At 50.8% G+C, this 26,688-nt stretch carries 24 protein-coding genes, 1 tRNA gene and 3 rRNA genes; 2 read left to right on the forward strand and 26 right to left on the reverse strand.

All coding sequences use genetic code 11. The annotated features are described in order from the left end of the window. The 11 genes from OCU43_RS19845 to OCU43_RS19895 form a co-directional block, all read right to left on the reverse strand. The gene (locus tag OCU43_RS19845) at nucleotides 1-375 is read right to left on the reverse strand and encodes a hypothetical protein (RefSeq protein ID WP_091360265.1); all 375 of its coding nucleotides are present in this window, start codon (nucleotides 373-375) and stop codon (nucleotides 1-3) included. A gap of 7 nt (nucleotides 376-382) precedes the next feature. After that, nucleotides 383-862: a DUF2489 domain-containing protein gene (locus OCU43_RS19850; protein ID WP_091360267.1), complete on the reverse strand. Its 480-nt coding sequence runs from the start codon at nucleotides 860-862 to the stop codon at nucleotides 383-385. 288 nt (nucleotides 863-1,150) lie between these two features. After that, nucleotides 1,151-1,266: ribosomal RNA gene (gene rrf, locus OCU43_RS19855) — 5S ribosomal RNA — on the reverse strand. Between the two features lie 174 nt (nucleotides 1,267-1,440). Then, nucleotides 1,441-4,331: ribosomal RNA gene (locus OCU43_RS19860) — 23S ribosomal RNA — on the reverse strand. A gap of 463 nt (nucleotides 4,332-4,794) precedes the next feature. Next, a tRNA-Ile gene (locus tag OCU43_RS19865) sits at nucleotides 4,795-4,871 on the reverse strand. Nucleotides 4,872-4,952: 81 nt separating this feature from the next. Then, nucleotides 4,953-6,495, reverse strand: a 16S ribosomal RNA gene (locus OCU43_RS19870). Together the 16S, 23S and 5S rRNA genes with 1 tRNA gene alongside form the textbook arrangement of a ribosomal RNA operon. A gap of 737 nt (nucleotides 6,496-7,232) precedes the next feature. After that, a complete protein-coding gene (locus tag OCU43_RS19875; RefSeq protein ID WP_091361722.1) occupies nucleotides 7,233-7,838 on the reverse strand; it encodes a Yip1 family protein in 606 nt (201 codons plus the stop codon). A 150-nt stretch (nucleotides 7,839-7,988) separates the two neighbouring features. After that, complete coding sequence (gene cyoE / locus OCU43_RS19880; RefSeq protein WP_091361720.1) at nucleotides 7,989-8,894, reverse strand: heme o synthase; 906 nt, start codon at nucleotides 8,892-8,894, stop codon at nucleotides 7,989-7,991. Further along, the gene (locus OCU43_RS19885; protein ID WP_091361719.1) at nucleotides 8,887-9,879 is read right to left on the reverse strand and encodes a COX15/CtaA family protein; all 993 of its coding nucleotides are present in this window, start codon (nucleotides 9,877-9,879) and stop codon (nucleotides 8,887-8,889) included. Before OCU43_RS19885 ends, cyoE begins: the two co-directional genes overlap by 8 nt. Nucleotide 9,880: 1 nt before the next feature. After that, nucleotides 9,881-10,339: a redox-active disulfide-containing membrane protein gene (locus OCU43_RS19890; protein ID WP_091361717.1), complete on the reverse strand. Its 459-nt coding sequence runs from the start codon at nucleotides 10,337-10,339 to the stop codon at nucleotides 9,881-9,883. Beyond that, nucleotides 10,336-11,079 (reverse strand): SURF1 family protein, encoded by a 744-nt coding sequence (locus OCU43_RS19895; RefSeq protein WP_091361715.1) that lies wholly within the window; start codon nucleotides 11,077-11,079, stop codon nucleotides 10,336-10,338. Before OCU43_RS19895 ends, OCU43_RS19890 begins: the two co-directional genes overlap by 4 nt. A 20-nt stretch (nucleotides 11,080-11,099) precedes the next feature. Between OCU43_RS19895 and OCU43_RS19900 the strand changes: the two genes are divergently transcribed. Beyond that, nucleotides 11,100-11,357: a twin transmembrane helix small protein gene (locus tag OCU43_RS19900; RefSeq protein ID WP_261832953.1), complete on the forward strand. Its 258-nt coding sequence runs from the start codon at nucleotides 11,100-11,102 to the stop codon at nucleotides 11,355-11,357. Here the strand turns inward: OCU43_RS19900 and OCU43_RS19905 are convergent. From OCU43_RS19905 to ubiM, 9 genes are all read right to left on the reverse strand, one after another. After that, the gene (locus tag OCU43_RS19905; RefSeq protein ID WP_091361712.1) at nucleotides 11,345-12,229 is read right to left on the reverse strand and encodes a cytochrome c oxidase subunit 3; all 885 of its coding nucleotides are present in this window, start codon (nucleotides 12,227-12,229) and stop codon (nucleotides 11,345-11,347) included. The genes OCU43_RS19900 and OCU43_RS19905 overlap by 13 nt on opposite strands. Continuing rightward, entirely contained in the window at nucleotides 12,226-12,804 is a 579-nt protein-coding gene (locus tag OCU43_RS19910; RefSeq protein WP_091361710.1) for a cytochrome c oxidase assembly protein, read from the reverse strand. Before OCU43_RS19910 ends, OCU43_RS19905 begins: the two co-directional genes overlap by 4 nt. After that, complete coding sequence (gene ctaD, locus OCU43_RS19915; RefSeq protein WP_091361709.1) at nucleotides 12,804-14,417, reverse strand: cytochrome c oxidase subunit I; 1,614 nt, start codon at nucleotides 14,415-14,417, stop codon at nucleotides 12,804-12,806. The genes OCU43_RS19910 and ctaD overlap by 1 nt, the downstream gene beginning before the upstream one ends. A 4-nt stretch (nucleotides 14,418-14,421) precedes the next feature. Continuing rightward, nucleotides 14,422-15,537 carry a cytochrome c oxidase subunit II gene (gene coxB / locus OCU43_RS19920; RefSeq protein WP_091361731.1) on the reverse strand — a complete coding sequence of 372 codons (1,116 nt, stop codon included), beginning with the start codon at nucleotides 15,535-15,537 and terminating at the stop codon, nucleotides 14,422-14,424. A gap of 461 nt (nucleotides 15,538-15,998) precedes the next feature. Next, nucleotides 15,999-16,571: a protein-methionine-sulfoxide reductase heme-binding subunit MsrQ gene (msrQ, locus tag OCU43_RS19925; protein WP_245756637.1), complete on the reverse strand. Its 573-nt coding sequence runs from the start codon at nucleotides 16,569-16,571 to the stop codon at nucleotides 15,999-16,001. Nucleotides 16,572-16,588: 17 nt separating this feature from the next. Beyond that, the gene (gene msrP / locus OCU43_RS19930; RefSeq protein WP_091361705.1) at nucleotides 16,589-17,614 is read right to left on the reverse strand and encodes a protein-methionine-sulfoxide reductase catalytic subunit MsrP; all 1,026 of its coding nucleotides are present in this window, start codon (nucleotides 17,612-17,614) and stop codon (nucleotides 16,589-16,591) included. Nucleotides 17,615-17,643: 29 nt separating this feature from the next. Beyond that, the gene (gene pssA, locus OCU43_RS19935) at nucleotides 17,644-18,438 is read right to left on the reverse strand and encodes a CDP-diacylglycerol--serine O-phosphatidyltransferase (RefSeq protein ID WP_091361703.1); all 795 of its coding nucleotides are present in this window, start codon (nucleotides 18,436-18,438) and stop codon (nucleotides 17,644-17,646) included. A 100-nt stretch (nucleotides 18,439-18,538) separates the two neighbouring features. Next, nucleotides 18,539-19,276, reverse strand: coding sequence for a type 1 glutamine amidotransferase (locus tag OCU43_RS19940; protein ID WP_091361701.1), 738 nt, complete (start codon nucleotides 19,274-19,276; stop codon nucleotides 18,539-18,541). 135 nt (nucleotides 19,277-19,411) lie between these two features. Beyond that, complete coding sequence (gene ubiM, locus OCU43_RS19945) at nucleotides 19,412-20,617, reverse strand: 5-demethoxyubiquinol-8 5-hydroxylase UbiM (protein ID WP_091361699.1); 1,206 nt, start codon at nucleotides 20,615-20,617, stop codon at nucleotides 19,412-19,414. Nucleotides 20,618-20,856: 239 nt separating this feature from the next. On the opposite strand from ubiM, the gene ilvY reads away from it, so the two are divergent. Beyond that, nucleotides 20,857-21,729 carry an HTH-type transcriptional activator IlvY gene (ilvY, locus tag OCU43_RS19950; protein WP_091361697.1) on the forward strand — a complete coding sequence of 291 codons (873 nt, stop codon included), beginning with the start codon at nucleotides 20,857-20,859 and terminating at the stop codon, nucleotides 21,727-21,729. A 6-nt stretch (nucleotides 21,730-21,735) separates the two neighbouring features. Here ilvY and OCU43_RS19955 read toward each other — a convergent pair whose 3' ends face one another. The 6 genes from OCU43_RS19955 to OCU43_RS19980 all read right to left on the reverse strand — a co-directional run bounded on the left by OCU43_RS19955 (nucleotide 21,736) and on the right by OCU43_RS19980 (nucleotide 26,485). Beyond that, entirely contained in the window at nucleotides 21,736-22,623 is an 888-nt protein-coding gene (locus OCU43_RS19955) for a DMT family transporter (RefSeq protein ID WP_091361695.1), read from the reverse strand. Further along, nucleotides 22,620-23,009 (reverse strand): acyl-CoA thioesterase, encoded by a 390-nt coding sequence (locus OCU43_RS19960; protein WP_091361693.1) that lies wholly within the window; start codon nucleotides 23,007-23,009, stop codon nucleotides 22,620-22,622. Before OCU43_RS19960 ends, OCU43_RS19955 begins: the two co-directional genes overlap by 4 nt. 69 nt (nucleotides 23,010-23,078) lie before the next feature. Then, nucleotides 23,079-23,663 (reverse strand): phosphonate metabolism protein/1,5-bisphosphokinase (PRPP-forming) PhnN, encoded by a 585-nt coding sequence (gene phnN / locus OCU43_RS19965; protein ID WP_091361691.1) that lies wholly within the window; start codon nucleotides 23,661-23,663, stop codon nucleotides 23,079-23,081. Nucleotides 23,664-23,774: 111 nt separating this feature from the next. Further along, a complete protein-coding gene (locus OCU43_RS19970) occupies nucleotides 23,775-24,029 on the reverse strand; it encodes a hypothetical protein (RefSeq protein ID WP_091361690.1) in 255 nt (84 codons plus the stop codon). A 240-nt stretch (nucleotides 24,030-24,269) separates the two neighbouring features. Further along, nucleotides 24,270-24,761: an acetolactate synthase small subunit gene (gene ilvN / locus OCU43_RS19975; protein ID WP_091361688.1), complete on the reverse strand. Its 492-nt coding sequence runs from the start codon at nucleotides 24,759-24,761 to the stop codon at nucleotides 24,270-24,272. Between the two features lie 2 nt (nucleotides 24,762-24,763). Beyond that, nucleotides 24,764-26,485, reverse strand: a complete 1,722-nt coding sequence (locus OCU43_RS19980; RefSeq protein WP_091361687.1) for an acetolactate synthase 3 large subunit — start codon at nucleotides 26,483-26,485, stop codon at nucleotides 24,764-24,766. Nucleotides 26,486-26,688 lie beyond the last annotated feature (203 nt).

A 26,688-nucleotide genomic window follows, 5' to 3' on the forward strand; every position in this document is an offset into this window, starting at 1 on the left:
TTAGAAATTGACCGTCAAAGGAGCATTACGGATAAACTCCTGTAACTCTGCCGCCAGCTGTTTGATATAGTCTCGGCCCTTAAGGTCATAGAGATAGCCATTTAAGCCCGGCCCTGAAGCGATGTTGTCCACCTCCCCCTGATCCAGCTTATAACAGCGACGACGAAACTCTTCGAGATCAGCATCATGGGTAATAGGGGTATGCACAAACAGACTCCAGGCCTGCTCCGTTGTCGAGCGGTCCTCAACCCCCTGCATCAATTTAAGAACATACTCTCTATCGGGCCGATAAGTCGGTGGACGACCAAAGAGTAGCCCAACAACCAGCAACATGAGTATGAAAAGACTCACCAGAAAAACAACGAAGAACTCCATCTACACCTCAATGATAACGATTGAAATCCTGAGAGAGTAAACATTTAGCAGCCCTGATAACCTGATCGCTATAGTCAGACTCCAATACATCCATGTGTGCAATATACTCTAGCTTTTCAGGCCCTTTGAGCTTCTTCCAGGCCTCTTTACGCGGAATATGCTTACTCTGTTCAAAGACCTCATTAAACACAATATAGGCTTCTGACTGAGCTAACTGCGGGTCTAAGTTATCGAGCAACACTTTACACCTGATACTCGCCTCAGTAAGCGGTATCTCATCACTCAGTATAGCCCGGCCAATCACTTGTAAGCTCTCAATAATATGCAACCGATGATCCCTGACCTCAGCGGCTATCTTCTTTAATTTGTTTTCAGCATCCATACGCTTCTGTTTCTGCTGCTGTACTAACCGCAGAATGTAGTACACCAGAGCCAGCACAATAAACAGATTTACCGCGATTAAAATATATAGCGTTGTTTCAGACATAAAGTACCTACATTAAAAGCAGTCATAAAAGCAGTCGCCAGACCGCTGCTGCGCCACTTGCTAGTATCCAGAACAAGCATGGCCGAGTGATACGAAGCGCTGAGAACTATACACTTACGAATCCTCTCTGCCCAAAGATCACACCATACCCGATTAATCAGTTTTTTGCTCTTCCGCTTATTCTAACCACTAGCAGGCGCGCAGCGCCGTTCTAGCGAGCCGCGTAGCGGCGTCTAAACGAAAAAAGCCCCGATCATTTTCATGATCGGGGCTGTTTCGTAATTAGGTGCTTGGCGATGACCTACTCTCGCATGGAGAAGCTCCACACTACCATCGGCGCTAAGACGTTTCACTTCCGAGTTCGGGAAGGGATCGGGTGGTTCCATCTCGCTATTGTCGCCAAGCAAAACTGGTTGCTCTAACGATTTGAACATCAGTGTTAACCTATGCTCAAAGCGTCATTCGAATCCTGTAACTCTTTAGTCGAGAAGAGTATGCACAAACTCTAATCCGTGGCTGTTTTATTCAGCCGCAATGTATCTTTTTCTATCAGCTGACCCAAACGCTTTTGGCGTTATATGGTCAAGCCTCACGAGCAATTAGTACTGGTTAGCTCAACGCCTCACAACGCTTACACACCCAGCCTATCAACGTCCTGGTCTTGAACGGCTCTTCAGGGGGCTCAAGGCCCCAGTGAGATCTCATCTTGAAGGGGGCTTCCCGCTTAGATGCTTTCAGCGGTTATCCTGTCCGAACATAGCTACCGGGCAATGCCATTGGCATGACAACCCGAACACCAGAGGTTCGTTCACTCCGGTCCTCTCGTACTAGGAGCAACTCTTCTCAAATCTCAAACGTCCACGGCAGATAGGGACCGAACTGTCTCACGACGTTCTAAACCCAGCTCGCGTACCACTTTAAATGGCGAACAGCCATACCCTTGGGACCGGCTTCAGCCCCAGGATGTGATGAGCCGACATCGAGGTGCCAAACACCGCCGTCGATGTGAACTCTTGGGCGGTATCAGCCTGTTATCCCCGGAGTACCTTTTATCCGTTGAGCGATGGCCCTTCCATACAGAACCACCGGATCACTAAGACCTACTTTCGTACCTGCTCGACGTGTCTGTCTCGCAGTCAAGCGCGCTTATGCCTTTATACTCGTTGCATGATTTCCGACCATGCTGAGCGCACCTTCGTACTCCTCCGTTACTCTTTGGGAGGAGACCGCCCCAGTCAAACTACCCACCACACAATGTCCTCGATCCCGATCAGGGACCTGAGTTAGAACCTCAATAGTACCAGGCTGGTATTTCAAGATTGGCTCCACATGAACTGGCGTCCACGTTTCAAAGCCTCCCAGCTATCCTACACAAGTAATATCAAAGTCCACTGCGAAGCTATAGTAAAGGTTCACGGGGTCTTTCCGTCTAGCCGCGGATATACGGCATCTTAACCGCAATTTCAATTTCACTGAGTCTCGGGTGGAGACAGTGTGGCCATCGTTACGCCATTCGTGCAGGTCGGAACTTACCCGACAAGGAATTTCGCTACCTTAGGACCGTTATAGTTACGGCCGCCGTTTACTTGGGCTTCGATCAAGAGCTTCGCCGAAGCTAACCCCATCAATTAACCTTCAAGCACCGGGCAGGCGTCACACCCTATACGTCCACTTTCGTGTTTGCAGAGTGCTGTGTTTTTAATAAACAGTCGCAGCCACCTAGTATCTTCGACCAGCGCCAGCTTAGGGAGCAAGTCCCATCACCAGCACCGGCGTACCTTCTCCCGAAGTTACGGTACCATTTTGCCTAGTTCCTTCACCCGAGTTCTCTCAAGCGCCTTGGTATTCTCTACCTGACCACCTGTGTCGGTTTGGGGTACGATTTCTTGTTATCTGAAGCTTAGAAGTTTTTCCTGGAAGCATGGCATCAACCACTTCGTCCAAAAGAGGACTCGTCATCAATTCTCGGCCTTAGGAACCCGGATTTGCCTAAGTTCCCAGCCTACAACCTTAAACACGGACAACCAACGCCGTGCTGGCCTAGCCTTCTCCGTCACTCCATCGCAATAACAAGAAGTACAGGAATATTAACCTGTTTCCCATCGACTACGCTCTTCAGCCTCGCCTTAGGGGTCGACTCACCCTACCCTGATTAACATTGGATAGGAACCCTTGGTCTTCCGGCGGGGAAGTTTTTCACTCCCCTTATCGTTACTCATGTCAGCATTCGCACTTCTGATACCTCCAGGATGCCTTACAGCTTTCCCTTCAACGGCTTACAGAACGCTCCTCTACCACGCTGTAAACAGCGTCCGTAGCTTCGGTGTATGGTTTGAGCCCCGTTATATCTTCCGCGCAGGCCGACTCGACTAGTGAGCTATTACGCTTTCTTTAAAGGGTGGCTGCTTCTAAGCCAACCTCCTAGCTGTCTAAGCCTTCCCACATCGTTTCCCACTTAACCATAACTTTGGGACCTTAGCTGACGGTCTGGGTTGTTTCCCTTTTCACGACGGACGTTAGCACCCGCCGTGTGTCTCCCGTGATTGCACTCATTGGTATTCGGAGTTTGCATCGGGTTGGTAAGTCGGGATGACCCCCTAGCCGAAACAGTGCTCTACCCCCAATGGTGAGACACGAGGCGCTACCTAAATAGCTTTCGAGGAGAACCAGCTATCTCCGGGCTTGATTAGCCTTTCACTCCGATCCACAGGTCATCCGCTAACTTTTCAACGGTAGTCGGTTCGGTCCTCCAGTTGATGTTACTCAACCTTCAACCTGCCCATGGATAGATCGCCCGGTTTCGGGTCTAATCCTAGCAACTGCACGCCCTATTAAGACTCGGTTTCCCTACGGCTCCCCTAGACGGTTAACCTTGCTACTAAAATTAAGTCGCTGACCCATTATACAAAAGGTACGCAGTCACGGTCTCAAGGACCGCTCCCACTGCTTGTACGTACACGGTTTCAGGTTCTATTTCACTCCCCTCACAGGGGTTCTTTTCGCCTTTCCCTCACGGTACTGGTTCACTATCGGTCAGTCAGGAGTATTTAGCCTTGGAGGATGGTCCCCCCATATTCAGACAGGATAACACGTGTCCCGTCCTACTCGATTTCACTACTAAAACGCTTTCGCATACGGGGCTTTCACCCACTATGGCCACACTTTCCAGAGTGTTCTGCTAACGTTAAAGTAGCTTAAGGGCTGGTCCCCGTTCGCTCGCCGCTACTAGGGGAATCTCGGTTGATTTCTTTTCCTCCGGGTACTTAGATGTTTCAGTTCCCCGGGTTCGCCTCTCAAAGTCTATGTATTCAACTAAGAGATACCCAGCTTATACTGGGTGGGTTTCCCCATTCGGAAATGTCCGGGTCAAAGTCTGTTTACCGACTCACCGAACCTTATCGCAGGTTACCACGTCCTTCATCGCCTCTGACTGCCAAGGCATCCACCGTGCACGCTTAGTCACTTGACCATATAACCCAAAAGGGTCTGTCAAAGTCACTGATAAAACTTCATTGCCATCTAAGATGACGCTGAAGTAACGATACATTTACGCCGGATTAGCGCTTGTACATATTTCTCGTTTTGTTACAGGATTCAATTGTTAAAGAGCGGATAAAGCTAAAAGCTTTAAAAGATAAACATCAAAGCGATGTGTATTTTTTAAGACTTTCAGACGAGCAATCAGATAATTCAGCAGCTGAGCCATAAACCCGGATAAGACTATTTCTTACAAGGCCAGTTCTGAGGACGTTTATGGTACATAAACGACGATGAACTTAACGCAGCATTGTGAGAAATTGGTAGGCCTGAGTGGACTTGAACTACCGACCTCACCCCCCTTCTTTTAAACCAAGAGTAGGGTGCGCTCTAACCAGCTGAGCGACTATCTTCAGTTCTAACTAACCACCTACTCAAGCTATTGCCAGGGAAAGTGGTAGGCCTGAGTGGACTTGAACCACCGACCTCACCCTTATCAGGGGTGCGCTCTAACCAGCTGAGCTACAAGCCTTCAATCGGTCAGAACCAATGTGCTCTCTCTATCAGTGATCAGATAATTCGTGTGAACGCTTGCTAAGAATCCGCTATCGTTTAAGGAGGTGATCCAGCCCCAGGTTCCCCTAGGGCTACCTTGTTACGACTTCACCCCAGTCATGAACCACACCGTGGTAACCGCCCTCCCGAAGGTTAAGCTAGCTACTTCTGGTGCAATCCACTCCCATGGTGTGACGGGCGGTGTGTACAAGGCCCGGGAACGTATTCACCGCGACATTCTGATTCGCGATTACTAGCGATTCCGACTTCATGGAGTCGAGTTGCAGACTCCAATCCGGACTACGACCGGTTTTCTGAGATTTGCTCCCCCTCGCAGGTTTGCGGCCCTCTGTACCGGCCATTGTAGCACGTGTGTAGCCCTACTCGTAAGGGCCATGATGACTTGACGTCGTCCCCACCTTCCTCCGGTTTGTCACCGGCAGTCTCCTTAGAGTTCCCACCATTACGTGCTGGCAAATAAGGACAAGGGTTGCGCTCGTTACGGGACTTAACCCAACATTTCACAACACGAGCTGACGACAGCCATGCAGCACCTGTCACAGAGTTCCCGAAGGCACTAAGCTATCTCTAGCGAATTCTCTGGATTTCAAGAGTAGGTAAGGTTCTTCGCGTTGCGTCGAATTAAACCACATGCTCCACCGCTTGTGCGGGCCCCCGTCAATTCATTTGAGTTTTAACCTTGCGGCCGTACTCCCCAGGCGGTCTACTTAGTGCGTTAGCTGCGCCACTAAGACATCAAGTGTCCCAACGGCTAGTAGACATCGTTTACGGCGTGGACTACCAGGGTATCTAATCCTGTTTGCTCCCCACGCTTTCGCACCTCAGCGTCAGTATCAGACCAGGTGGTCGCCTTCGCCACTGATGTTCCTTCCTATATCTACGCATTTCACCGCTACACAGGAAATTCCACCACCCTCTTCTGTACTCTAGTTTGCCAGTATCAGGTGCAGTTCCCAGGTTGAGCCCGGGGCTTTCACATCTGACTTAACAAACCGCCTACGCGCGCTTTACGCCCAGTAATTCCGATTAACGCTCGGACCCTCCGTATTACCGCGGCTGCTGGCACGGAGTTAGCCGGTCCTTCTTCTGCAGTTAACGTCACAGCTATAGCGTATTAAGCTACAACCTTTCCTCACTGCTGAAAGTGCTTTACAACCCTAAGGCCTTCTTCACACACGCGGCATGGCTGCATCAGGCTTTCGCCCATTGTGCAATATTCCCCACTGCTGCCTCCCGTAGGAGTCTGGGCCGTGTCTCAGTCCCAGTGTGGCTGATCATCCTCTCAGACCAGCTACGGATCGTCGCCTTGGTGAGCCATTACCTCACCAACAAGCTAATCCGACGCAGACTCATCTGATAGCGCAAGGCCCGAAGGTCCCCTGCTTTCCCCCGTAGGGCGTATGCGGTATTAATCCAAATTTCTCTGGGCTATCCCCCACTACCAGGCAGATTTCTACGCGTTACTCACCCGTCCGCCGCTCGTCAGCAAAGTAGCAAGCTACTCTCTGTTACCGCTCGACTTGCATGTGTTAAGCCTGCCGCCAGCGTTCAATCTGAGCCATGATCAAACTCTTCAGTTTAAATCAAGAATGTCGGAAAAAGACATTCGGTAAATCTAGCTCAAAGTATTAAACAACTTGCAAATACACTTAAATGAATTTACTTGGTGTCGCTTACTTTGATAAAGCTTTTGTGCTTCATCTCAACAAGCGCCCACACGAATTATCTGATCTATCTGTTAAAGAGCGTTGCTATCAACTCTCAACCGTTGCCAGTGAGTCGTCTCAAGCGAGGTGCGTATTCTACTCAACACCCTGATGAAGTCAACCATTTTGTTTGAGAATTTTAACTAAATTTTCAAACCGCCTGATCCACTTCCTGTTTTGTTTATCGCCACCTGAAAAACCGTGTAAACACTGATTTATCAAGGCGTTAAACTCAACAGCCTCACCTGTTTCAGAGACCGTTTCCGGTGGCTGTCTCAAGCGAGGAAGCGCATTCTACATTCTGGGGCAGAGGAGTCAACAGGGGATGCGAAAAAAGTTTCAATTTGATGAACAGTATTGGAGTTTTTAACAGCAAGTGGCTAGAACGCGGCTGCGCCGCTGCTAGACGCTTCGCTTGCTAGTGGTTAGCAGAGCCTTCTTTATCGGTCGGTGACAACCTGCTTCGTAAGAGCGTCCGCAAAACAGAATCCAAAAACATAAAAACCGCCTGACGGCGGTTTTATGTTTTTCGTTGCTTTTTCTAGCAGGAAACGCAGTTTCCGTTCTAACCACTAGCAAGCGACGAAGTCGCGTCTAGCTCCTAAAATAGACTAACCGCCTACATAGTTGAGAGGGATGACAGTACTCCACATAATAACCGTTACCGCCAGAAGCCCCACCAGAACACAGAGACCAACAGTCAGAATTGAAGAGGCGAAGAAAAATGCTCTGTCCTCAGGAATCTGCATGATTTCAGGCACTCCTGTAAACAACAGATAGACCGTATAGGCCAGTGCCACCATCCCTACGATCACATTCAGCCACAGAACCGGGTATAAACCGACAATACCCGCCATAAACATAGGTGTCGCGGTAAATGTCGCCAGCACCATGCAATCATCCAGGCTGGCTTTCCCGCCATAGGTTCGCTCCATCCAGTGGATAACATAAGCAATAAAGCCCACGCCTATCCACATCGCAACGTAAAATGCGATAGCCGCCATCATTGCACTCTGTATAGACAGTTTGACGAACTCTCCCCCGGAAATACTCCAGCCTATCTGGGTTGTACCAATAAAAAGCGACAGGGCCGGGATAGCTGCCAGAATGCTTATCTGTGACAAGAAGCAGTGCATCATTGAGTAATGCTCTTTACGTATATCTCGCCACTCATGTTTAGGGTCGTAGATGACACCCCACATATGTTGCAGAAACATAGGTCATTCCTCCCAAGGCTCGGATTCGTTCCCGGCCTTACTCTTGTTTTTGGGTAACCGCACTCTCCTTAACGTCCGGTTTTCATCTGTCGTTGACAGTCTTTAAAAATCAGAAAATCAAATCGATTGAAATTGTGTGTCCTATTTTAATCAGTGTAGACCTATTACGTAGTGATCGACCAATAACACGACAAATAACCACATAATATATTTCACACTGAACCAGAACATCGACATCGGCGCTGTTGAATCATTCGCCATATACACTCTTACAGCCCACTGGAAAAACCGCAGGTTCAGCAGCGTCACCCCTATAAGGTATATCAGACCACTCATACCGGTCATAAAGGGGAAAAGTGTCGTCAACACCATCAGCACGGTATAAAGCAGAATCTGCAGCCGGGTATAGCCCTCCCCATGAGTCACTGGCAACATAGGCACGCCTGCCCGGGCATAGTCATCTTTTTTATGGATGCACAGCGCCCAGAAATGCGGTGGCGTCCAGGCAAAAATAATCAGTACCAGCAGCAGACTATCCGGCTCGATCCGGCCAGTTACTGCAACCCAGCCCAGCAGTGGCGGGGCGGCCCCCGCGATCCCTCCGATAACGATATTCAGCGGTGTCGCCCGTTTTAGCAGCATGGTATAGATCAAGGCATAACCGATCAGTGCCCCGAGCGTCAGCCATGCGGTTAACAGGTTGGTCCAGAATATCAGTACTGTGATACCAGACAGGGATAGCAGGGCGGCAAACAGCAGCGCCCGGGTCTCATCAATCTTTCCCTGTGGTAATGGTCGGCGGTGAGTTCTGGCCATTTTGGCATCGATATTCCGGTCCATCACATGATTAACCGCTGCTGCTCCCGAGGCCATCAGGCCTATCCCCAATGTTGCACTGATCATGGTTGCTATCGGAGGGAGCTCCGGTGTTGCAAGACACATCCCCACAATAGCGGTGAGCAACATCACTGCCACGACTCTGAGCTTACACAACTCAAGGTAATCACGGCACAGAGCAAAGGGTGAATGGAATACTCGCTGCAGACTATTATTCATAGTAAACCTCCGATTCGTAACGCGCCTTAAGCCATAACAAGCACAAGAGCAGGGATACAGCTCCCACATGGTGCAACCACGCCAGCCAGGTGGGCACCCCATAAACCACATTAGCCCCTCCCATAAAAATCTGCACAATCAGCAGAGTGAAGAGAATCAGGGCCGGGGTTCTGCTGGCGCTGTGGCGCAGTGCCAGGGCTCCGGCCAGGAACATAGTCGCCACCACCACCAGCGCTCCAACCCTGTGGGTCATCTGTATCGCAGCCCTGGCTGGCTGGGAAAGGGTTCCGCCCTGATGATTCTGACCAATATCAAAACTGAGACTGAAACCTGACCTGAAATCCAGTTCCGTGCGCTGCCCTTCGACACAGCTTAACCAGTGAGTACAGGCCCAACCAGCGTAGTTCGCACTGGTCCATCCCCCCAGCAGAATTTGCATAAACAACACCAACACTGCCAACCGCATAATCCACCGCCCTGAAACAACTTTCGCTGGTTTAGCAGACTGACGCAGTTTGCCCGCCAGCAAAATAAGCATCATCAGGGTCAGCAAGCCTCCCAGCAGGTGCCCGGAGACCACGGGTGGCAGCAATTTGAGAGTAACCGTCCACATACCAAACACGCCCTGGCAGACCACCAGCACCAGAAGAAAAAGAGACAGACCCACCGGATATCCTGACTCTTTGCGTTTTTGCCAGGCAACCACCGCCAGCAGCAGAATCAGCAGTCCCAGTGTGGACGCCATATAACGGTGGATCATCTCCAGCCAGCCTTTTGCAGCATCAACCTCGACGCCGGCAAATTTTTGCTGTGCCTCGGCTATATGTGCTGCAGAGATGGGCGCAGTCATCTGCCCGAAACAACCGGGCCAGTCCGGGCAGCCAAGTCCGGCATCCATAATCCGGGTCCAGCCCCCCATCAGAATCACCAGCACAGCCAGAACAATGGCCAGATAACAGATAATCAGTGGGCGCCGGGTATTCATCTCATCCCACCTTAGAAATCCGTAGTAAACGTTTCAGGTCTTTGATAATCGATTGCGGCGGCAGTGACAGACTGTAGCGGGTAACCATAAATCCCTGAGGATCAGCCAGCAACAGTCCCACTCCCTGCTGGTTGTTTTCAACCTGCTGCCAGAGTAACCGATCCCTGTCCTTACCCAGTGAGGCATGCAGGTTTGGCAACAAAGCCTGCCAACGATGACATTCGTCACCACACTTGTCACCTACCAGCAAAATCAACCGCCAACTTCCCTCTGCGGTTAACGCCGGGTCGCCCAGTTGCAGATCACTCAGCGTCACACCCGGAGGGTAGAGTTCACCCTGGGTAATGTGCTCTGCAGGCCGCCAGCCCGAGAAATATGCCAGTGACGCACCCAACAGGGGTAACAGGGCAACCGCCCATACCAGCCAGAATACAGTACGCGGATAACCTGTGTTGCTCATAACACCTCCTGCCTGCGATGCCAGATAAGCCAGCCACACCCACCCATCAGCACAAGCGCCAGACCGAACCATTGAACGGCATAGCCGATGTGCCTTTCGGGTAACATTGTTACCACTGGCCAGCCGACCCTCAATTCGGGCAATAACGGTTTCTCCAGTCGAATCACCGCCGGATACAATCCGGGATGTCGTAGCCTCAGCCGGGTCATATCCAGTTGCTGTATTCTTACCAACCCGCTCTGCGACCAGGTATCAGGAAGCAGCTGTAACGGTGCTGACGGAGTAACCAGCCGGCCACTCAGACTGACAACCTTCTGCGGCAGATCAATCTCAGGCAACTGATCGCGATACTGACTGGCCGCTATCCAGCCCAGATTAACCAGCACCAACCGCTCCTCTCGCATCGATTTCTCCGCTTTAAAGGGCACAACCACCTCGTAACCTGCCCGTCCCTCTCGTGTTCTGTTATCCAACAAATAAATCACCTCAGGAACAAATCGGCCTCTCAGATGCACACCTACAGAGTCAGTCACAGACTCTGGCAACGCTGTCAGATTGGTACGGGCACTGTTCCAACGATCCAGCAATTGCTGCTTTTCGGCCGCCCGCTGCAACTGCCATACCCCCAGCCATAACAAAAGAGGGATCAGCAACACTGTCAACGTAACGATCACCCACTTGCTAAGCGGGAGCCTCTGGACTTTACTCATAGAGGCGTGTTTTAAAACAGTTTTACTCATTTCGAAACCGAGTACTGAATATGTTTAAGATCATCATTGTTATCATCTTTGCTCTGATCATTATCAGTCTTTTTGCAGGCCTCTATTTTCTGTTGAAGGATCAAAGTCGCTCACGACGTACCGTGCAATCGCTGGTTTTACGGGTATCCCTGGCGGCGTTCCTTCTGCTTATCATTCTGATTGGCTTTTACAGTGGCGAACTGCAACTACGCACCCCGTTCCCGCTGATGCCATCATCACAACAGCCCACGTCACAACAGCCCATTCACAACAGATAGACAAACAGGAATAATCCAACCCAGACTACATCCACGAAATGCCAGTACCATGAAACCGCCTCGAAACCAAAATGATGGTCTGGTTCAAAATGTCCCCGTATCACCCGCAGTAAAATAATTATCAGCATCAGCGTTCCCAGCGTCACATGCATGCCGTGAAACCCGGTCAGAATAAAGAATGTGGCACCATAAATACCGGCATGAAGTGTGAGCCCTAATTCGTGGTAAGCCTCGATATATTCCACCGCCTGGAACACCAGAAATGCCGATCCAAGGGCGATTGTGAGTAGCAACCACAGTATCACCTGAGGCCGGCGATCCTGCTTTAAGCGATAGTGAGCAAAGGTGACTGTAACACTGGAACTTAACAGTAACAGAGTATTCACCAGTGGCAGATGTAGCGGATCGATCAACCCACCAGGGCCAGGATAGGCAGTCATATCGGGGGTTTTCATCAGCGGCCAGGTGGCTTCAAAGCCCTGCCACAGCATATTCGCCACGCCTTTCTCTCCCTCCCCTCCCAACCAGGGCACTGAAAGATTTCTGACATAAAACAGAGCGCCAAAAAAGGCTGAGAAAAACATAACTTCAGAGAAGATAAACCAGCTCATTCCCCAGCGAAACGAACGATCCATCTGGTCTGAGTAGAGCCCCTGACGGCTTTCATCGATAACATGACCAAACCAGCCGGTGAGAATAAGCCCCATACAGAGCGCACCGGCCAGCAACAGTGTTAGTCCAAGTCCGCCACCGGCATCAGCACTCAGTGCGTTAATGAGTGTTCCGGCCCCGAAGGCGATCAGAAACAGGGAAACCGAAGCCATTATTGGCCAGCGGCTTTGAGCGGGTACATAGTAAGCCTGAGTACTCATAGAACACTCCTTGCAGGTGCAACAGCAATACCGCTGACCGGGCTGGATTCGGGGGTAATATCAAACAGGGTATAAGAGAGCGTGATGGTGGAGATATAGCCCGGCAATTGATCATCCACCATAAACACCAGCGGCATGGCGCGCTTTTCACCGGCAGCAAGCGGTTGCTGTTCAAAGCAGAAGCAGTTCACCTTGTGCAGGTAGGGAGCAGCTTCAGAGGGAGCCACACTGGGTATCGCCTGAGCGACCATATTCCGCTCGGTTGGATTAAATGCCAAAAAAGCGGTTTGCGTCATCTGTCCCGGATGGACCGAGATCTCCGCCTGCTCGGGTCGCAAACGCCACGGCATCGATTCATTATTGACCGCCAGAAACTGCACCCGTATCTGGCGTTTGCTATCAACTTTATATTCTTGTGTCAGAGCCCCCGTGTTCTGCAGTTTGCCGTTTAAGCCGGTCACATCGCAAAACACGTCATACAAAGGCACCAGTAAAAAGCCAAAACCAAACATCAGCACGGTCCCGGCTAACAGCTTTATTAACAGGGACCGATTACGTTGCTGCAGCTGATTCATCACACACCTCGGTCATTCTCTTTGTAGGGATGTGTAAATACTGGCGGCTCAGTGAACGAGTGATAGGGCGGTGGCGAAGGCAGCGTCCATTCAAGCCCATGACTACCTTCCCAGACCCGGTCTGTTGCTTGCCTGCCCGAGCGGATGCAACTGATGATGTTATACACAAACACCAGTTGGGAAAATCCAAACAGGAACGCGCCAAAGGTGGCCACCATATTGAAATCAGCAAACTGCAGCGCATAATCGGGAATGCGTCGGGGCATCCCCGCCAGACCCAGAAAGTGCATCGGGAAGAAGGTGATATTGACACCGATAAAAGAGAGCCAGAAATGTAGCTTAGCCATCGACTCGTTATACATATGCCCGGTCCACTTAGGTAACCAGAAATAGGTCGCTGCCATAAGCGCGAAAATGGAGCCGGGTACCAGTACATAGTGAAAATGCGCCACCACAAAGTAGGTATCGTGATACTGGAAATCCGCTGGTGCGATCGCCAGCATCAGGCCGGAAAAGCCGCCAATAGTAAACAGCACCACAAAAGCCAGCGCAAACAGCATCGGCGTTTCAAAGGTCATTGACCCCCGATACATGGTGGCAACCCAGTTAAACACCTTCACCCCGGTAGGCACGGCTATCAGCATCGTGGTAAACATAAAGAACAACTCACCGGCCAGCGGCATCCCTACAGCAAACATATGATGTGCCCAGACAATGAATGAGAGTATCGCTATCGATGCAGTGGCATACACCATTGAGGTATAACCAAAAAGACGCTTACGGGCGAAGGTGGGAATAATTTCAGACACAACCCCAAACGCGGGCAGAATCATGATATACACCTCCGGATGACCAAAGAACCAGAACACATGCTGAAACAGCACCGGATCACCACCACCGGCAGCATCAAAAAAGCTGGTACCAAAATGGATATCCATCAGCATCATGGTCACCACACCGGCTAAAACAGGCATTACCGCAATCAGAAGAAAAGCGGTTATCAACCAGGTCCAGACAAACAGAGGCATATCCATCAGCTTCATGCCAGGGGCGCGCATATTAAGAATCGTGGCGATCACATTGATCGCCCCCATAATCGAACTGATTCCCATCATATGCACGGCAAAGATGAAAAACGTCACACTGGGCGGAGCGTATGTAGTGGACAGCGGAGCATAAAAAGTCCAGCCGAAATTGGGGCCACCACCCTCCATCAACAGCGTGGAAAGCATCATGGTGAAAGCAAAGGGCAGGATCCAGAAGCTCCAGTTATTCATCCGCGGCAGCGCCATATCCGGGGCACCGATCATCATTGGGATAAGCCAGTTTGCCAGACCGACAAAAGCGGGCATCACCGCGCCAAACACCATAATCAATCCGTGAGAGGTGGTCATCTGATTGAAAAACTCGGGTCTGACCAACTGCAATCCTGGCTGAAACAGTTCGGCACGAATGGTCAGCGCCATACAGCCACCAATAAAGAACATTGTCAGGCTGAAGAACAGATAGAGCGTACCGATATCTTTATGATTGGTCGTGTAGAGCCAGCGGGTGATACCTGTGGCAGGGCCATGGTGACCTGTACTATGGACTGATTGCTCTAAGCTACCCATCACCCTACTCCTTCAACAACTTACTGATTTGTTGAACCGTAACCACACCGCCCTGGTTACCCCATGAATTACGTTCGTAAGTGATCACTGACGCCAGATCGACCGCTTTGAGCTGTTCACCAAACGCCTGCATCGCGGTACCGGAGCGGCCATGCAGTACCACATTGATATGCTCAGCAGGATCTCCTGTCATTAACGGGCTTCCTGCCAGTGCCGGGAAGATACCTGGGAGCCCCTGTCCTTCCGGCTGATGACACGCGGCACAGGTGCCTTTGTAAACCTCTTCTCCCCGGGACATCAGCTCAGCCTGACTCATCTCCTTCTGCGCCGATACTGCCTCTGCAGCTTTAAGGCTGGCTTGCTCTGCAACCCATAGTTGATAATCTTCAGGAGATTTAACATCGACCACAATCGGCATAAAACCGTGATCCCTGCCACAGAGCTCGGCGCACTGGCCGCGATAGATACCCGGTTCATCAACCAGGGTCCAGGACTCATTAACAAAACCGGGAACGGCATCTTTCTTAACCGCCAGTGCAGGCACCCACCAGGAGTGAATGACATCGTTTGACGTCAACAGGAAACGCACCTTTTTACCGGCAGGAATGACCAGAGGATTATCCACTTCCAACAGATAGTGTTCCCCCTTGAGCTGTTCATTACTGATCTGTTCGCGGGGAGTCGCCAGGGTACTGAAAAAATCGATATCCTGATTGAGATATTTATACCGCCATTTCCACTGATATCCGGTTATCTGAATATCGATGTCCGCATTGTTTTTATCGTACATCTGAATCAGCGTGGTACTGGCGGGCACCGCCATCGAAACCAGAATCACAACAGGGACAATGGTCCAGATGATCTCGACCCAGGTGCTTTCATGAAAATGAGCAGCTTTCGCTCCACGGGATTTGCGGTGCCAGATGATCGACCAGAACATCACGCCGAACACCACCACAGCAATGGCCACACAGATATAGAAAATGATCATATGCAGGTTGTAGACAGATCGACTGATCTCAGTTGCCCCTTCAACCAGATTTACCTGCCACTGCGCTGTCACCAGCGGCGCATAAAAAAGCCCCGCAAAAAACAGGACCCTTCCAATACGTCGTCTCATTCTCAGGCCTCCTTTCTGTTGAATACTCAACAGCTGCATACCAAGCCTAAAATGATCCTTTTTAGTCCAAACCAATATCCCAGTCGATCACTTGGTTATAAGCCAGTATAGCAGCAGATTTCAGAGTGCAAGGGGAAAGTTCCGTCGCTAAACAGAGGACAGGGGCGCATGAATGCCGCCCCTGTAGGAGAGAAAAAACCGATAAATTTTTCTGAAAACTGCCTATCCTGCCAACGTCGTTAAAAGCCAGTACAGTAACGAAATCAGTGCAATCAGAAACACTGCTGAAGCCAGCAGCCCTAACCACATCGATTGCATAGGAATATTATATTTCCTTTCCCTTTCATCGGGTGGCTTGGTAAAAACCATGCACCACGATCTGTGAATTCTGGCGATCCAACTTATTAACAGCAGCAGTTTTTCTGAGAACAGGTTCGGATACATAAGAACCACCCCTCTTATTAACTGCGCCTCTTAAGGTATAGTCGATAGCCAAGCAAAATAGCCAACAGAATTGCAAAAATAAGTTGTTGAAAGAAGTCTGAGCGAATCTGCCAGACGAAGTGAAACAGCACCAACAGACTGGCAGGATAGATCAGCAAATGCAGTTTTTTCCAGCGTCTGCCAAGCCGGCGCTGCATCTTCTGCGTGGACGTTACGGCTAAGGGCAGCAATAACAATAACGCCAGTGATCCCATGACAATATAGGGACGTTTTGTCAGCTCAGTCATCAGCATATCCCAGCGCCAGCCAAGCAGGAACGTAGCGAATGCCAGCAGATGCAGAACCGCATAGAAAAAAGCATACAGCCCGAACATGCGCCGATAAGCCATTAGCCAGCGCCAGCCGAAAAACTTTCTCAACGGCGTAACCGCCAGCGTCAGCCATAGCCAACACAGCGCCCAGAACCCCAGCTCTTTAACAATATACTTAGCAGGATCAGCCCCCAGGTCATTGGTCAATAAACCTTCAACCAGCATCCCCAGCGGCAGCAACAGTAATAAGAAAAATAACCACCAGCGAAAAAGCCTCATGGGTGCCACTGACACCATCAGAACCACTGGGTCAGATCCATCCCCTTATAGAGATGGGCAACCTGGTCGGCATAGCCATTAAAGGGCAGTGTATCAATAATATTGGGTGTTAACAGTGAAGAGGGTAAACGCCGCTCGGTCGCCTGGGACCAGCGCGGGTGGTCAACTTCAGGGTTAACATTGGCATAGAAACCATACTCATCCGGCGCAGTCATGTTCCAGCTGGTTGCCGGCATGGTTTCACTGAAATGGATCCGAACAATGGATTTGATCGATTTAAAACCGTACTTCCAGGGCACAACCAGCCTTAACGGTGCGCCATTCTGAGGGGGCAAAGCATTACCATAAAGCCCCACCGCCATCAGTGTTAGCGGGTGCATCGCCTCATCCATTCGCAGTCCCTCCACATAGGGCCACTTTATCGTGCTAAAAAAGCCCCGCTGTCCCGGCATCTGTTCTTTATCCAGCAGCGTGGTGAACTGCACATATTTCGCTTTCGAGGTGGGCTCGAACCGTTTAATCAGATCCGCCAGCGGGAACCCCAGCCAGGGAATCACCATCGACCATGCCTCGACACAGCGCAGACGGTACACCCGGTCCTCCAGTGCATGGGGGGCAAGAATATCTTCCAGATGATAGTTGCCCGGCTTAGCCACTTCACCGCTGATCTCAACCATCCAGGGGTCGGTTTTAAATTCCTGGGCATTGCGCACCGGATCACGCTTATCCGTACCAAACTCGTAGAAGTTATTGTGGGTGATTACATTGTAGTAGGGTGCGAGGGTTTCACGGGTTGATAACTCTGCATTACGGCCAGCCTCTGCCAGCTTAGGTTGCAGCCAGTCAGGCCCTTTATATCGCGGCAGGTCCGCCGGAATATCATATCCGGCCGCCTCTGTCAGGGATGGAAGCCCCACCACAGGGAGTGCCGCGACAGACAGCGCCGCCTGCATAAAACGACGCCGGTCACGATACACTGACTCGGGCGTGATCTCAGATGGCAGGACCGGTTGCGATCCGCCAGATTTATACCGCTTCACCATAACCACCTCCTGCCTGTATTGGACAACAACTAACTGCTAAGTGCTTTACGTTTACGCAGCAACCAGAGAACCGGACCAGAAAGGGTATAAGCCAACAGCAGCAGCCAGAGGAAGATAGGCGGGCTGATAGAGATAACACCGATCGTTAATACGATCACCAGCAGAATCATAAAGGGAATTTTTCCCTTGGGATCGACATCTTTGAAACTGTAATAGAGCACGTTACTGACCATCAGCACACCCATTAAGGCCACATAGATAGCGATAGGGTAAACAAAGCCGCTGACATCGATGCCAAACTCAACACAGGCCCAGACTAAACCCGCCACCGAGGCCGCAGCTGCCGGGCTTGGCAGCCCGATAAAGTAGCGCTTATCAACCGAACCGATCTGGGTATTAAAACGCGCCAGTCGCAGGGCTGCCCCGGCAACATAGATAAAGGCACAGAACCAGCCAAATTTACCTGCACCACTCAACGCCCAGCTGAACGTTACTAACGCCGGCGCCACGCCAAAAGAGACCATATCTGATAATGAATCATACTCCGCGCCAAAGGCACTCTGGGTATTGGTCAGACGGGCAACACGACCATCCAGGCCGTCCAGCACCATCGCCACAAAAATTGCGATGGCGGCATTATCAAAAACCCCGTTCATACCAGCCACTACAGCATAAAATCCACAGAACAGCGCCCCTGTGGTAAACAGGTTCGGCAGCAGGTAGATCCCTCTGCTGCGAGGCTTAGGCCCCGTTTGATCAGGACATGACTGTTCCTGATCGGACTGTTCAGATGGTTCTGGTTTGTTTCCCTGTGGGTCATTCATAGAGCTATTTACACCAATGGATTAACAAAATGTAACGACATTCTACTTTTCCGAATCCGGGAAAGCTATGTCTACACGACAGCCGGGGACAGAAACAGGGTCAGGTTCCCAGCAGCACCCGGTCAACAAATTTACGCACCAGAATATTCGACTCCGGGGTTTCAACCGCCGAACTCAACACCTGCTCCAGCTGACCATCGCCCTCGGTATAATGTGACTTATAAAAAGTCAGTCGCTCAATCAGGGTGGCTTTATCGACCTCAGGGTGGAACTGAAAAGCCCAGAACGGCTTCCCCCTGAGTTTAAAGCTGTGAACACACTGATCGGTATAAGCCAGCAACTGGCAGGTTTGCGGCAGGGTTTTGGCGTACTGCCGGTGTACTGAAACGGCAGCAAACTGATCCGGTGTATCATAATAGAGCGGATCATGGGTGGCAGCTTCTGTCAGCGTAATCGGAATAGCCCCCATTTCAAAGCCGGTATCCCGGTGAAAAATCTGCCCTCCCAACGCCAGTATCGCTAACTGAAAACCAAAACAGGAGGCAAATACAGGCTTGCCGGTGTCTGCACAGTGACGGATCAGCGACTCACACCGGGGGATAAAACCATATTGATCAGGTTTGAGAACGTCCGCCTCACTGGCACCGCCCACCAGCAAAGCATCGTAATCATCAGCCACCGTGAGCGGAAAATCCGGCGTATCAAAAACATTGAGAATCGCTATCTGTTGCGGCTTCAAACCACTGTACTCAGCAAAGCTATGATGTTCTTCCCGACGCACCTGCTCGCCATCACGGATCTGCAACAGCAGAATTTTCAGTTGTTCACGGGTTTTCATAACAGGCCTCTGCTCAGGCAACTTTGTTGTTACCGCAGTTCTAAGAATACCTTCCCCGATTGAAGACTCAATAGAAAAAGGGCGGTATCACAGCGATACAGCCCTCAAAGCGATGCTGTTAACAGAATGCAGCTACTATTTCAGCCCTGGCAGAAAGAAAGGGATATCGATCCGCTTCTCAGTCAGCTTACGGGTGATCACTTGCTTCAATGGAGAAAAGTTATTAGCAATTCTCAAAGTCGCCTTGCGGGCAATCTTGGCCGCAAAGTTATCATTGGTAAACAAACCAACCACAAGATTAGTGCCCATATAAAGCGGTTTAGTGACCCGCATATGGTTGCTCTGGTATTTTTCCAACACCGTATAACTGCCGATATCCATTCCCTTAGACAGCGCCTGTTTAATCTCTTTGGTAAGGGTCTCCTGACTGCGTAATCCCAGATTAAATCCGTGAGCGGTCACCGGGTGCATCCCCACCGCAGCATCACCTATCACCGCAAACCGGCGACCAATAAACTTGTTGGCATGCACCGCTACCAGCGGGTAGAGATGGCGCCGACCATAGAGCTTCATACTGCCCAGTTGGCCCTGCAAACGCTGCTCAATATCCGCAGCAAACGCCTCTTCACTCATATTGAAAATGGTATCGGCCTCAGCACTTGAAACAGTCACCACGATAGAGGAGAGATTGCCGGTCATTGGCAGAATCGCCAGAGTACGCCCATAGTGGAAACACTCGAAAGCGGTTTGATTATGAGGCAGTGTATGCTCCATACGACACACAATCGCCGTACGGGAGAAATCCTTCATGGTGGCCGGAACACCCATTTTCCGGCGGGTTTCTGAGAAACGACTGTCCGCAGACACCAGCAGATCACACTCAACCCGCTCTCCATTAGAGAGGATAACCCAGGCGCTATCACTGCCACTGCCGACCTCCTCAACGGAGGTTTCGGTTAACAGCTCAACATTGTCGATACCTTCAACCACCTCAAAATAGGCTTTGCGTATTTTGTCGTTTGGCACCAGATAACCCAAAGCATCCAGATCGGCATCATCATTATCGAAATCCAGGGTATAGCTGGAATTACCATCCAGAACTTTTGCGGCACAGATCGGTGATACATCTTTATCCGCAAGCTGCTGCCAGGCTCCCGAAGCTTTCATCATCTCTACCGACAGATGGGTCAGGGCGATCTCACGACCATCTTCCGGGGGTTCACGCAACGTCGTCAGGGATGAACGCTCTACCAACAGCACTTTCAGGGATGTTTCCCCCAGTGACCGGGCAAAACTCAGTCCGGCCGGGCCTGCGCCAATTATTACGATGTCATACTTCATATCAGACCTCAGGGCGACAGCGCGCCATTGCAACGTGAATATGACCGCAAACACTACCCTCTATAGCCTCAGATTTCCCTAATCCAGATCAAAGATGAATACACAAAAACAGGGTTACCCCGCCTGAATATATTGCACTTTCAGAAACATATGAAAAAATACATTTCTAATACTGCAACAAAGTCTGCCGACGACAGCGTTGCATCCGCCCAGCCAACCGTTCTTTGGAAACCCTCTGCATGGACACCCGATCGCTGAAGTTATTCATTAGTCTCTGTGACACCCTTCACTTTGGCCGGGCCAGCGAAGCCTGTCATATCAGCCCTTCAGCACTGACCCGGGCGATAAAGCAGCTGGAAGAATCGCTGGGCGTGCAACTGTTTGAACGGGACAACCGCACCGTCAGTCTGACCCGTGAGGGAGCCCGGTTTCAGATATATGCCCGGGAAGCGCTGACCCAGTGGGATGTGGTACGTAACTCTCTGCTGGAAGGGGTACAGGAACTGCAGGGGGAGATCAGTGTTTACTGCTCCGTCACCGCCAGTTACAGCTTTCTTTACGATATTCTCAGTGATTTTCGCAAACAGCACCCCAGAATTGAACTGAAACTGCATACCGGCGATCCGGAAAACGCCATTCAGCGGGTGCTGGCTGGCACCGACGATATCACCATTGCCGCTAAACCTGACACCCTGAACGCCAGCCTGGCCTTCAAACATATTGCCACTTCACCACTGCTGTTTATCGCTCCACAGAAAGATCTCCAGCTTGACCCGATGCTCAGAGGTTCACCCGACTGGTCGGCCATCCCGATGATTCTGTCGGAGGAGGGTGTGTCACGTAAACGGATAGATCAGTGGTTCAAAGCACGCCAGAGCAAACCCCTTATCTATGCGCAGGTGGCCGGTAATGAGGCGATTGTCAGCATGGTCAGTCTGGGGTTTGGGGTTGGAGTCGTGCCCAAAATCGTACTGGACAACAGTCCGCTGGCAGAGCGGGTACGCATCCTCGACATTGAGCCGCAACTAAAAGCTTACGACGTAGGCCTGTTTGCCCTGAAAAAGAAACTGCAAAGCCCGCTGATCGATGCTTTCTGGTCACAGATCCGCTAGCCTCAGCTACACCCGCCGACCCGGCTTATTAACCAGATAGATGCCCAGTGCCACCAGCAACAGTGCTCCCAGCATATCGTATGTTAACTGCTCATCCAGAATCATCCAGGCAAACAGCACGCCAAACAGAGGCGTCAGGAAGGTAAAACTGGCAATTTTCGCTGCCGGATAGTGGCTGAGCAACCAGAACCAGGCGAGATACCCGGCAAACGCCATCAAAACGGTCTGAAACAGCAGCGACCCAACCACCCATGACGACAACTGCGTAATACCCGGTTCATTCATCAGCCACGAAAGCAAAGGCAGTGCCAGCGCCGAAACCACCAGTTGATACAGCAGCACCCGGGAGGGCGACTGGTGTCGCTGGGGAGAGGCTTTCAGCACCACCGTCGTGGCACCCCAGAAAAACGCCGCGGCCAGCGCCAGACTATCACCCAACAGGGAAGCCTCACCATCGACTGAATCTCGGAAGGCGAAGAAAACCCCGGCAAACGCAATGAGCAACCCTACCACCTGTGATCGTTTCAGTGACTCATCCGGAACAAACAGATGGGTCCCCAGGGCGACAATAAAGGGCGAGGTATAGAGAAATATGGTGGTATGGGATGCGGTAGTCAGCGTCAAAGCGATATAGATCAGCAGAAACTCGATGGCAAACAGCGCCCCCAGTAATACCCCCCACCAGAAAGCACCGTCGTCACGAAAGATCTTCTCTCCACGTAACGTCATCCACAACATCAGCAGCAGTGATGCACCAACAGAACGCAGACCGGCCTGCATCAACGGCGAGATGCCTTCCAGACCAAACTTAACCACCGTCTGATTCAGGCCGAATAACATACAGAGCCCGATCAATAGTACAATGGCCGGGCTATCAAAAGCGGTTTTAATCATGCACTGAACAGCGCATCAAGCTCAGGTGAGATATAGGGGCGGCCACGCTCATTCAGTGCCGTGCCGATCACCAGGCCGTTTACACACAACCTGTCATCGCTGACTCGCACAACCCGTTGACGGAAACCAAACTTCACTTTACTGATCCGCTCCAGCTCAACTTCCACCCGAAAACGATCGCCACTCTTCAATGAAGACTGGTAATCCAGTTCAGAACGGATCACCACCAGATGGATACCCGCTTCGGTCAATGCTGCAAAATCAACACCGCTGCTAAGCAGAAACTCATGGCGGGCGTGCTCCAGATAATTAAAATAGACGCCATTGTTGACGATGCCCTGCATATCCAGTTCATAATCCCTTACGCTCATTTCGATACTGAACATTTTACTTCCCCGACAAAAAAAGAGGGTGCGATCATAGCACCCTCAGATAACTGTGTAATTAAGGTCGGATTAATGCGTAGAACGGGCCGGTTTAACCGACTCGGGTGCCAGCGACTCAATCAGTTTCAGCAATGCATCAACGCCATCCTGCAGATTGGAGTTATTATCAATCAGCTGAATATTGTCCGGCAGGCTATCAACAAACTGACGATGCCGGGCCAGCCGTTTGATAATCTCGGCTTCACTCTCCCGGCCCCTTTTTGTCAGCCGCTGATGCAGAATATCCTCTTCAACTTCAACCAGCACAGGAATCAGATTGGGATAAGCATGCATTGCGATCTGCAGATATTCACGGGAGCCGTTGATCACCACATTAACCCCTTTCGACAACCAGTTATCGATCTCTGAACCGATACCATAGCTGTAATCATGAGAGTACCACTGCATGGCAAACATCCCCATGCTGGCACGCATATCAAACTCTTCCGGTGAGAGGTGGATATGATTTTCGCCACCGACATTCGGGGCTCGGGTGATATAACGATGAGCCACAAAGCAGCCATGATTTGCCTGCAGGCGCCGACGACACCCCTCGAGCAAGCTGTCTTTACCGCTGCCAGAAGCGCCCACCAGATAGAGCAGTTTTCCACTCATAGGATGATCTCTGAGTACTATAACCAGTTATTGTGAGACCAAGAGTAATACGCTTAAATTAGAAACACCAGTATTGATTAACCCGGCACCATCTTCGTGGCGAACAAAACCTCAGGCCAGCATCTTCTGCTCAAATACAACAACATAGGTATCGTTCCAGCGTGGGAACAGACTCGTCTGCCACCATAAAGGTTGCTGAGAATACTGGCTAAAATCTCTGGTCAAATCACTGGACATATAACTGACAACGCTGCTGACAGTGCCGCTCCTGGCATTAGCGTCCTGATACTCGACTGTATTGAACGAACCCAGCTGGGCAACCACGACGATCGACGACAGAGCGATCAGCCTGACTGAACGGATCATAATAACCTCCTCAGACCGGAACTCTGTTGATAGGCCATCCTGGCTCTCTGTGCGCCAGAAGACTGCAGATTCCCTGTGACGCCGGTCTGCTTCCCCGGTTTTTAGCTTTTTCTGCCGGGGGAATACTTAGTATAGTCGGAATCAACGATTCACCAGAAAATTAGCCCCTCTTTGTTTCCCACCCTTCACAGAGACCAAAAAAAACCGCTCAATGAGCGGTTTTTTAACAGTTCGAAAGTGTTACAGGCTCAACACCTTTTCACCACGGGACAGACCGGAGACACCAGTACGTACCACCTCCATAATATGGCTGGTGCCCAGGGTTTCGATGAAAGCATCCAGCTTATCACTGGCACCGGTCAGCTGAACCGTATAGGTGGTCGGCGTTACATCGATAATCTGACCGCGGAAAATATCCGCCGTACGCTTGATCTCCGCACGCATCTGGCCACTGGCTTTCAGTTTGATCATCATCAGCTCACGCTCGATATGATCACCTTCAGTCAGATCAACCACCTTCACCACATCGATCAGCTTATTCAGCTGCTTGGTGATCTGCTCGATCACCCGATCGCTACCGATCGTGGTGACCGTCAGGCGTGACAAAGTGGAATCTTCCGTTGGTGCTACCGTTAGCGACTCAATATTGAAGTTACGCTGGGAGAACAGACCCACAACCCGGGACAGCGCACCTGGCTCGTTTTCCATCAGCACAGAAATAATATGTCTCATGATCAGGTTCTCTCCGTCTTGCTCAGCCACATATCCCGCATAGAGCCACGTGGTACCTGCATCGGGTATACATGCTCAAACGGATCTACAGCGATATCCATAAACACCATGCGATCTTTCAGGGAGAACGCTTCAGTCATTGCCGCTTCAAGGTCTTCATACTTCTCAACCTTCATCCCGACATGTCCATAAGCTTCAACCAGCTTAACGAAGTCCGGCAGGGACTTCATATAGGACTGCGAGTGACGTGATTCATAGTTCATATCCTGCCACTGACGCACCATGCCCAGAGACTGATTGTTCAAACAGATAACCTTAACCGGAATATCGTACTGACTGATGGTCGACAGCTCCTGAATATTCATCTGAATACTGCCTTCACCGGTGACACAGACAACCTCCTCATCCGGGAAGTTCATCTTTACACCCATCGCCGCAGGCAGACCAAAGCCCATAGTGCCCAGACCACCGGAGTTGATCCAGCGATTCGGTTTATTGAACTTATAATACTGTGCCGCAAACATCTGGTGCTGACCGACGTCAGAACAAACATAAGCATCACCTTTAGTGACCTTGCTCAGCATCTCGATAACCTGTTGCGGTTTCATCAGCTCCGAATCATCGGTGCGGAAACGGCCACCGTGACGGCCACGCCACTCATCGATCTGCTGCCACCAGGCATCGATCGATTCTTTGCCAGGCTGTTTTTTGCTGCTTTTAACCAGTTCGACCATCTCCTGCAATACATGCTTGGCAGGGCCTACAATTGGCACATCGGCCTGGATAGTCTTCGAAATCGAAGCGGGGTCAATATCCACGTGGATAATTTTCGCGGTTGGACAGAACTTATCCACACCATTGGTTACCCGGTCATCAAAACGGGCACCCACCGCCAGGATCAGATCCGCATGGTGCATCGCCATATTCGCTTCATAGCTACCGTGCATCCCCAGCATACCGATAAACTGACGATCGGTACCCGGATAACCACCCAGCCCCATCAGGGTGTTGGTTACCGGCGCATTCAGCAGCTTAGCCAGTTCGGTCAGCTCCGCGCTGGCATCACCCATAATGACACCACCACCCGTATAGAGAACCAGACGCTTGGCACCCAGCACCATATCGATCGCTTTCTTAATCTGGCCGCTATGCCCCCGGGTGACCGGGTTATATGAGCGCAGCTTAATACTTTTCGGATACTCGTAATTAAAGCGATCGGTCGGATTAGTCATATCCTTGGGAATATCAACCACAACCGGTCCCGGACGACCACTTTCCGCAATATGGAACGCTTTCTTAATGATGGAGGGAATATCTTCAGGGTTCTGCACACTGAAGCTGTGTTTCACTATCGGACGGGAGACACCGATCATGTCGGTCTCCTGAAACGCATCTTCACCGATCAGGAAGCTCATGACCTGGCCGGTAATCACCACCATCGGAATCGAATCCATATATGCTGTTGCAATACCGGTAATCGCATTGGTAGCACCCGGGCCGGAAGTCACCAGTGCCACACCGGCTTTACCGGTTGCACGGGCATACGCATCAGCCATATGGGTAGCGGCCTGCTCGTGGCGAACCAGCACGTGTTGTACATCTTCCTGCTGAAACAGAGCGTCATAAATATGCAGCAGCGCTCCGCCCGGATAGCCGTAGATGTGTTTCACACCCTCATCTTTAAGGGCGCGAATTACCATTTCGCCGCCTGAAAGTTGTTCCACAATAGTATCCTCAAATTACACGCATCAAAGCATGTATAAAAATTCTGATACTGGAGGATGTTATGACGCGCCTACTGGTGTGTAATAACATCAACCAGCAGGCTTTTGCGAAGATGACCGGTACGGTCAGAGAAAGGCAAAAGCAACTCTTCATCCGGTGATTAAGTGTGGGTACACACTGTAAACCCGGGAAAATAAGCTGG

The organism is Amphritea atlantica (assembly GCF_024347255.1).
GTDB lineage: Bacteria > Pseudomonadota > Gammaproteobacteria > Pseudomonadales > Balneatricaceae > Amphritea > Amphritea atlantica.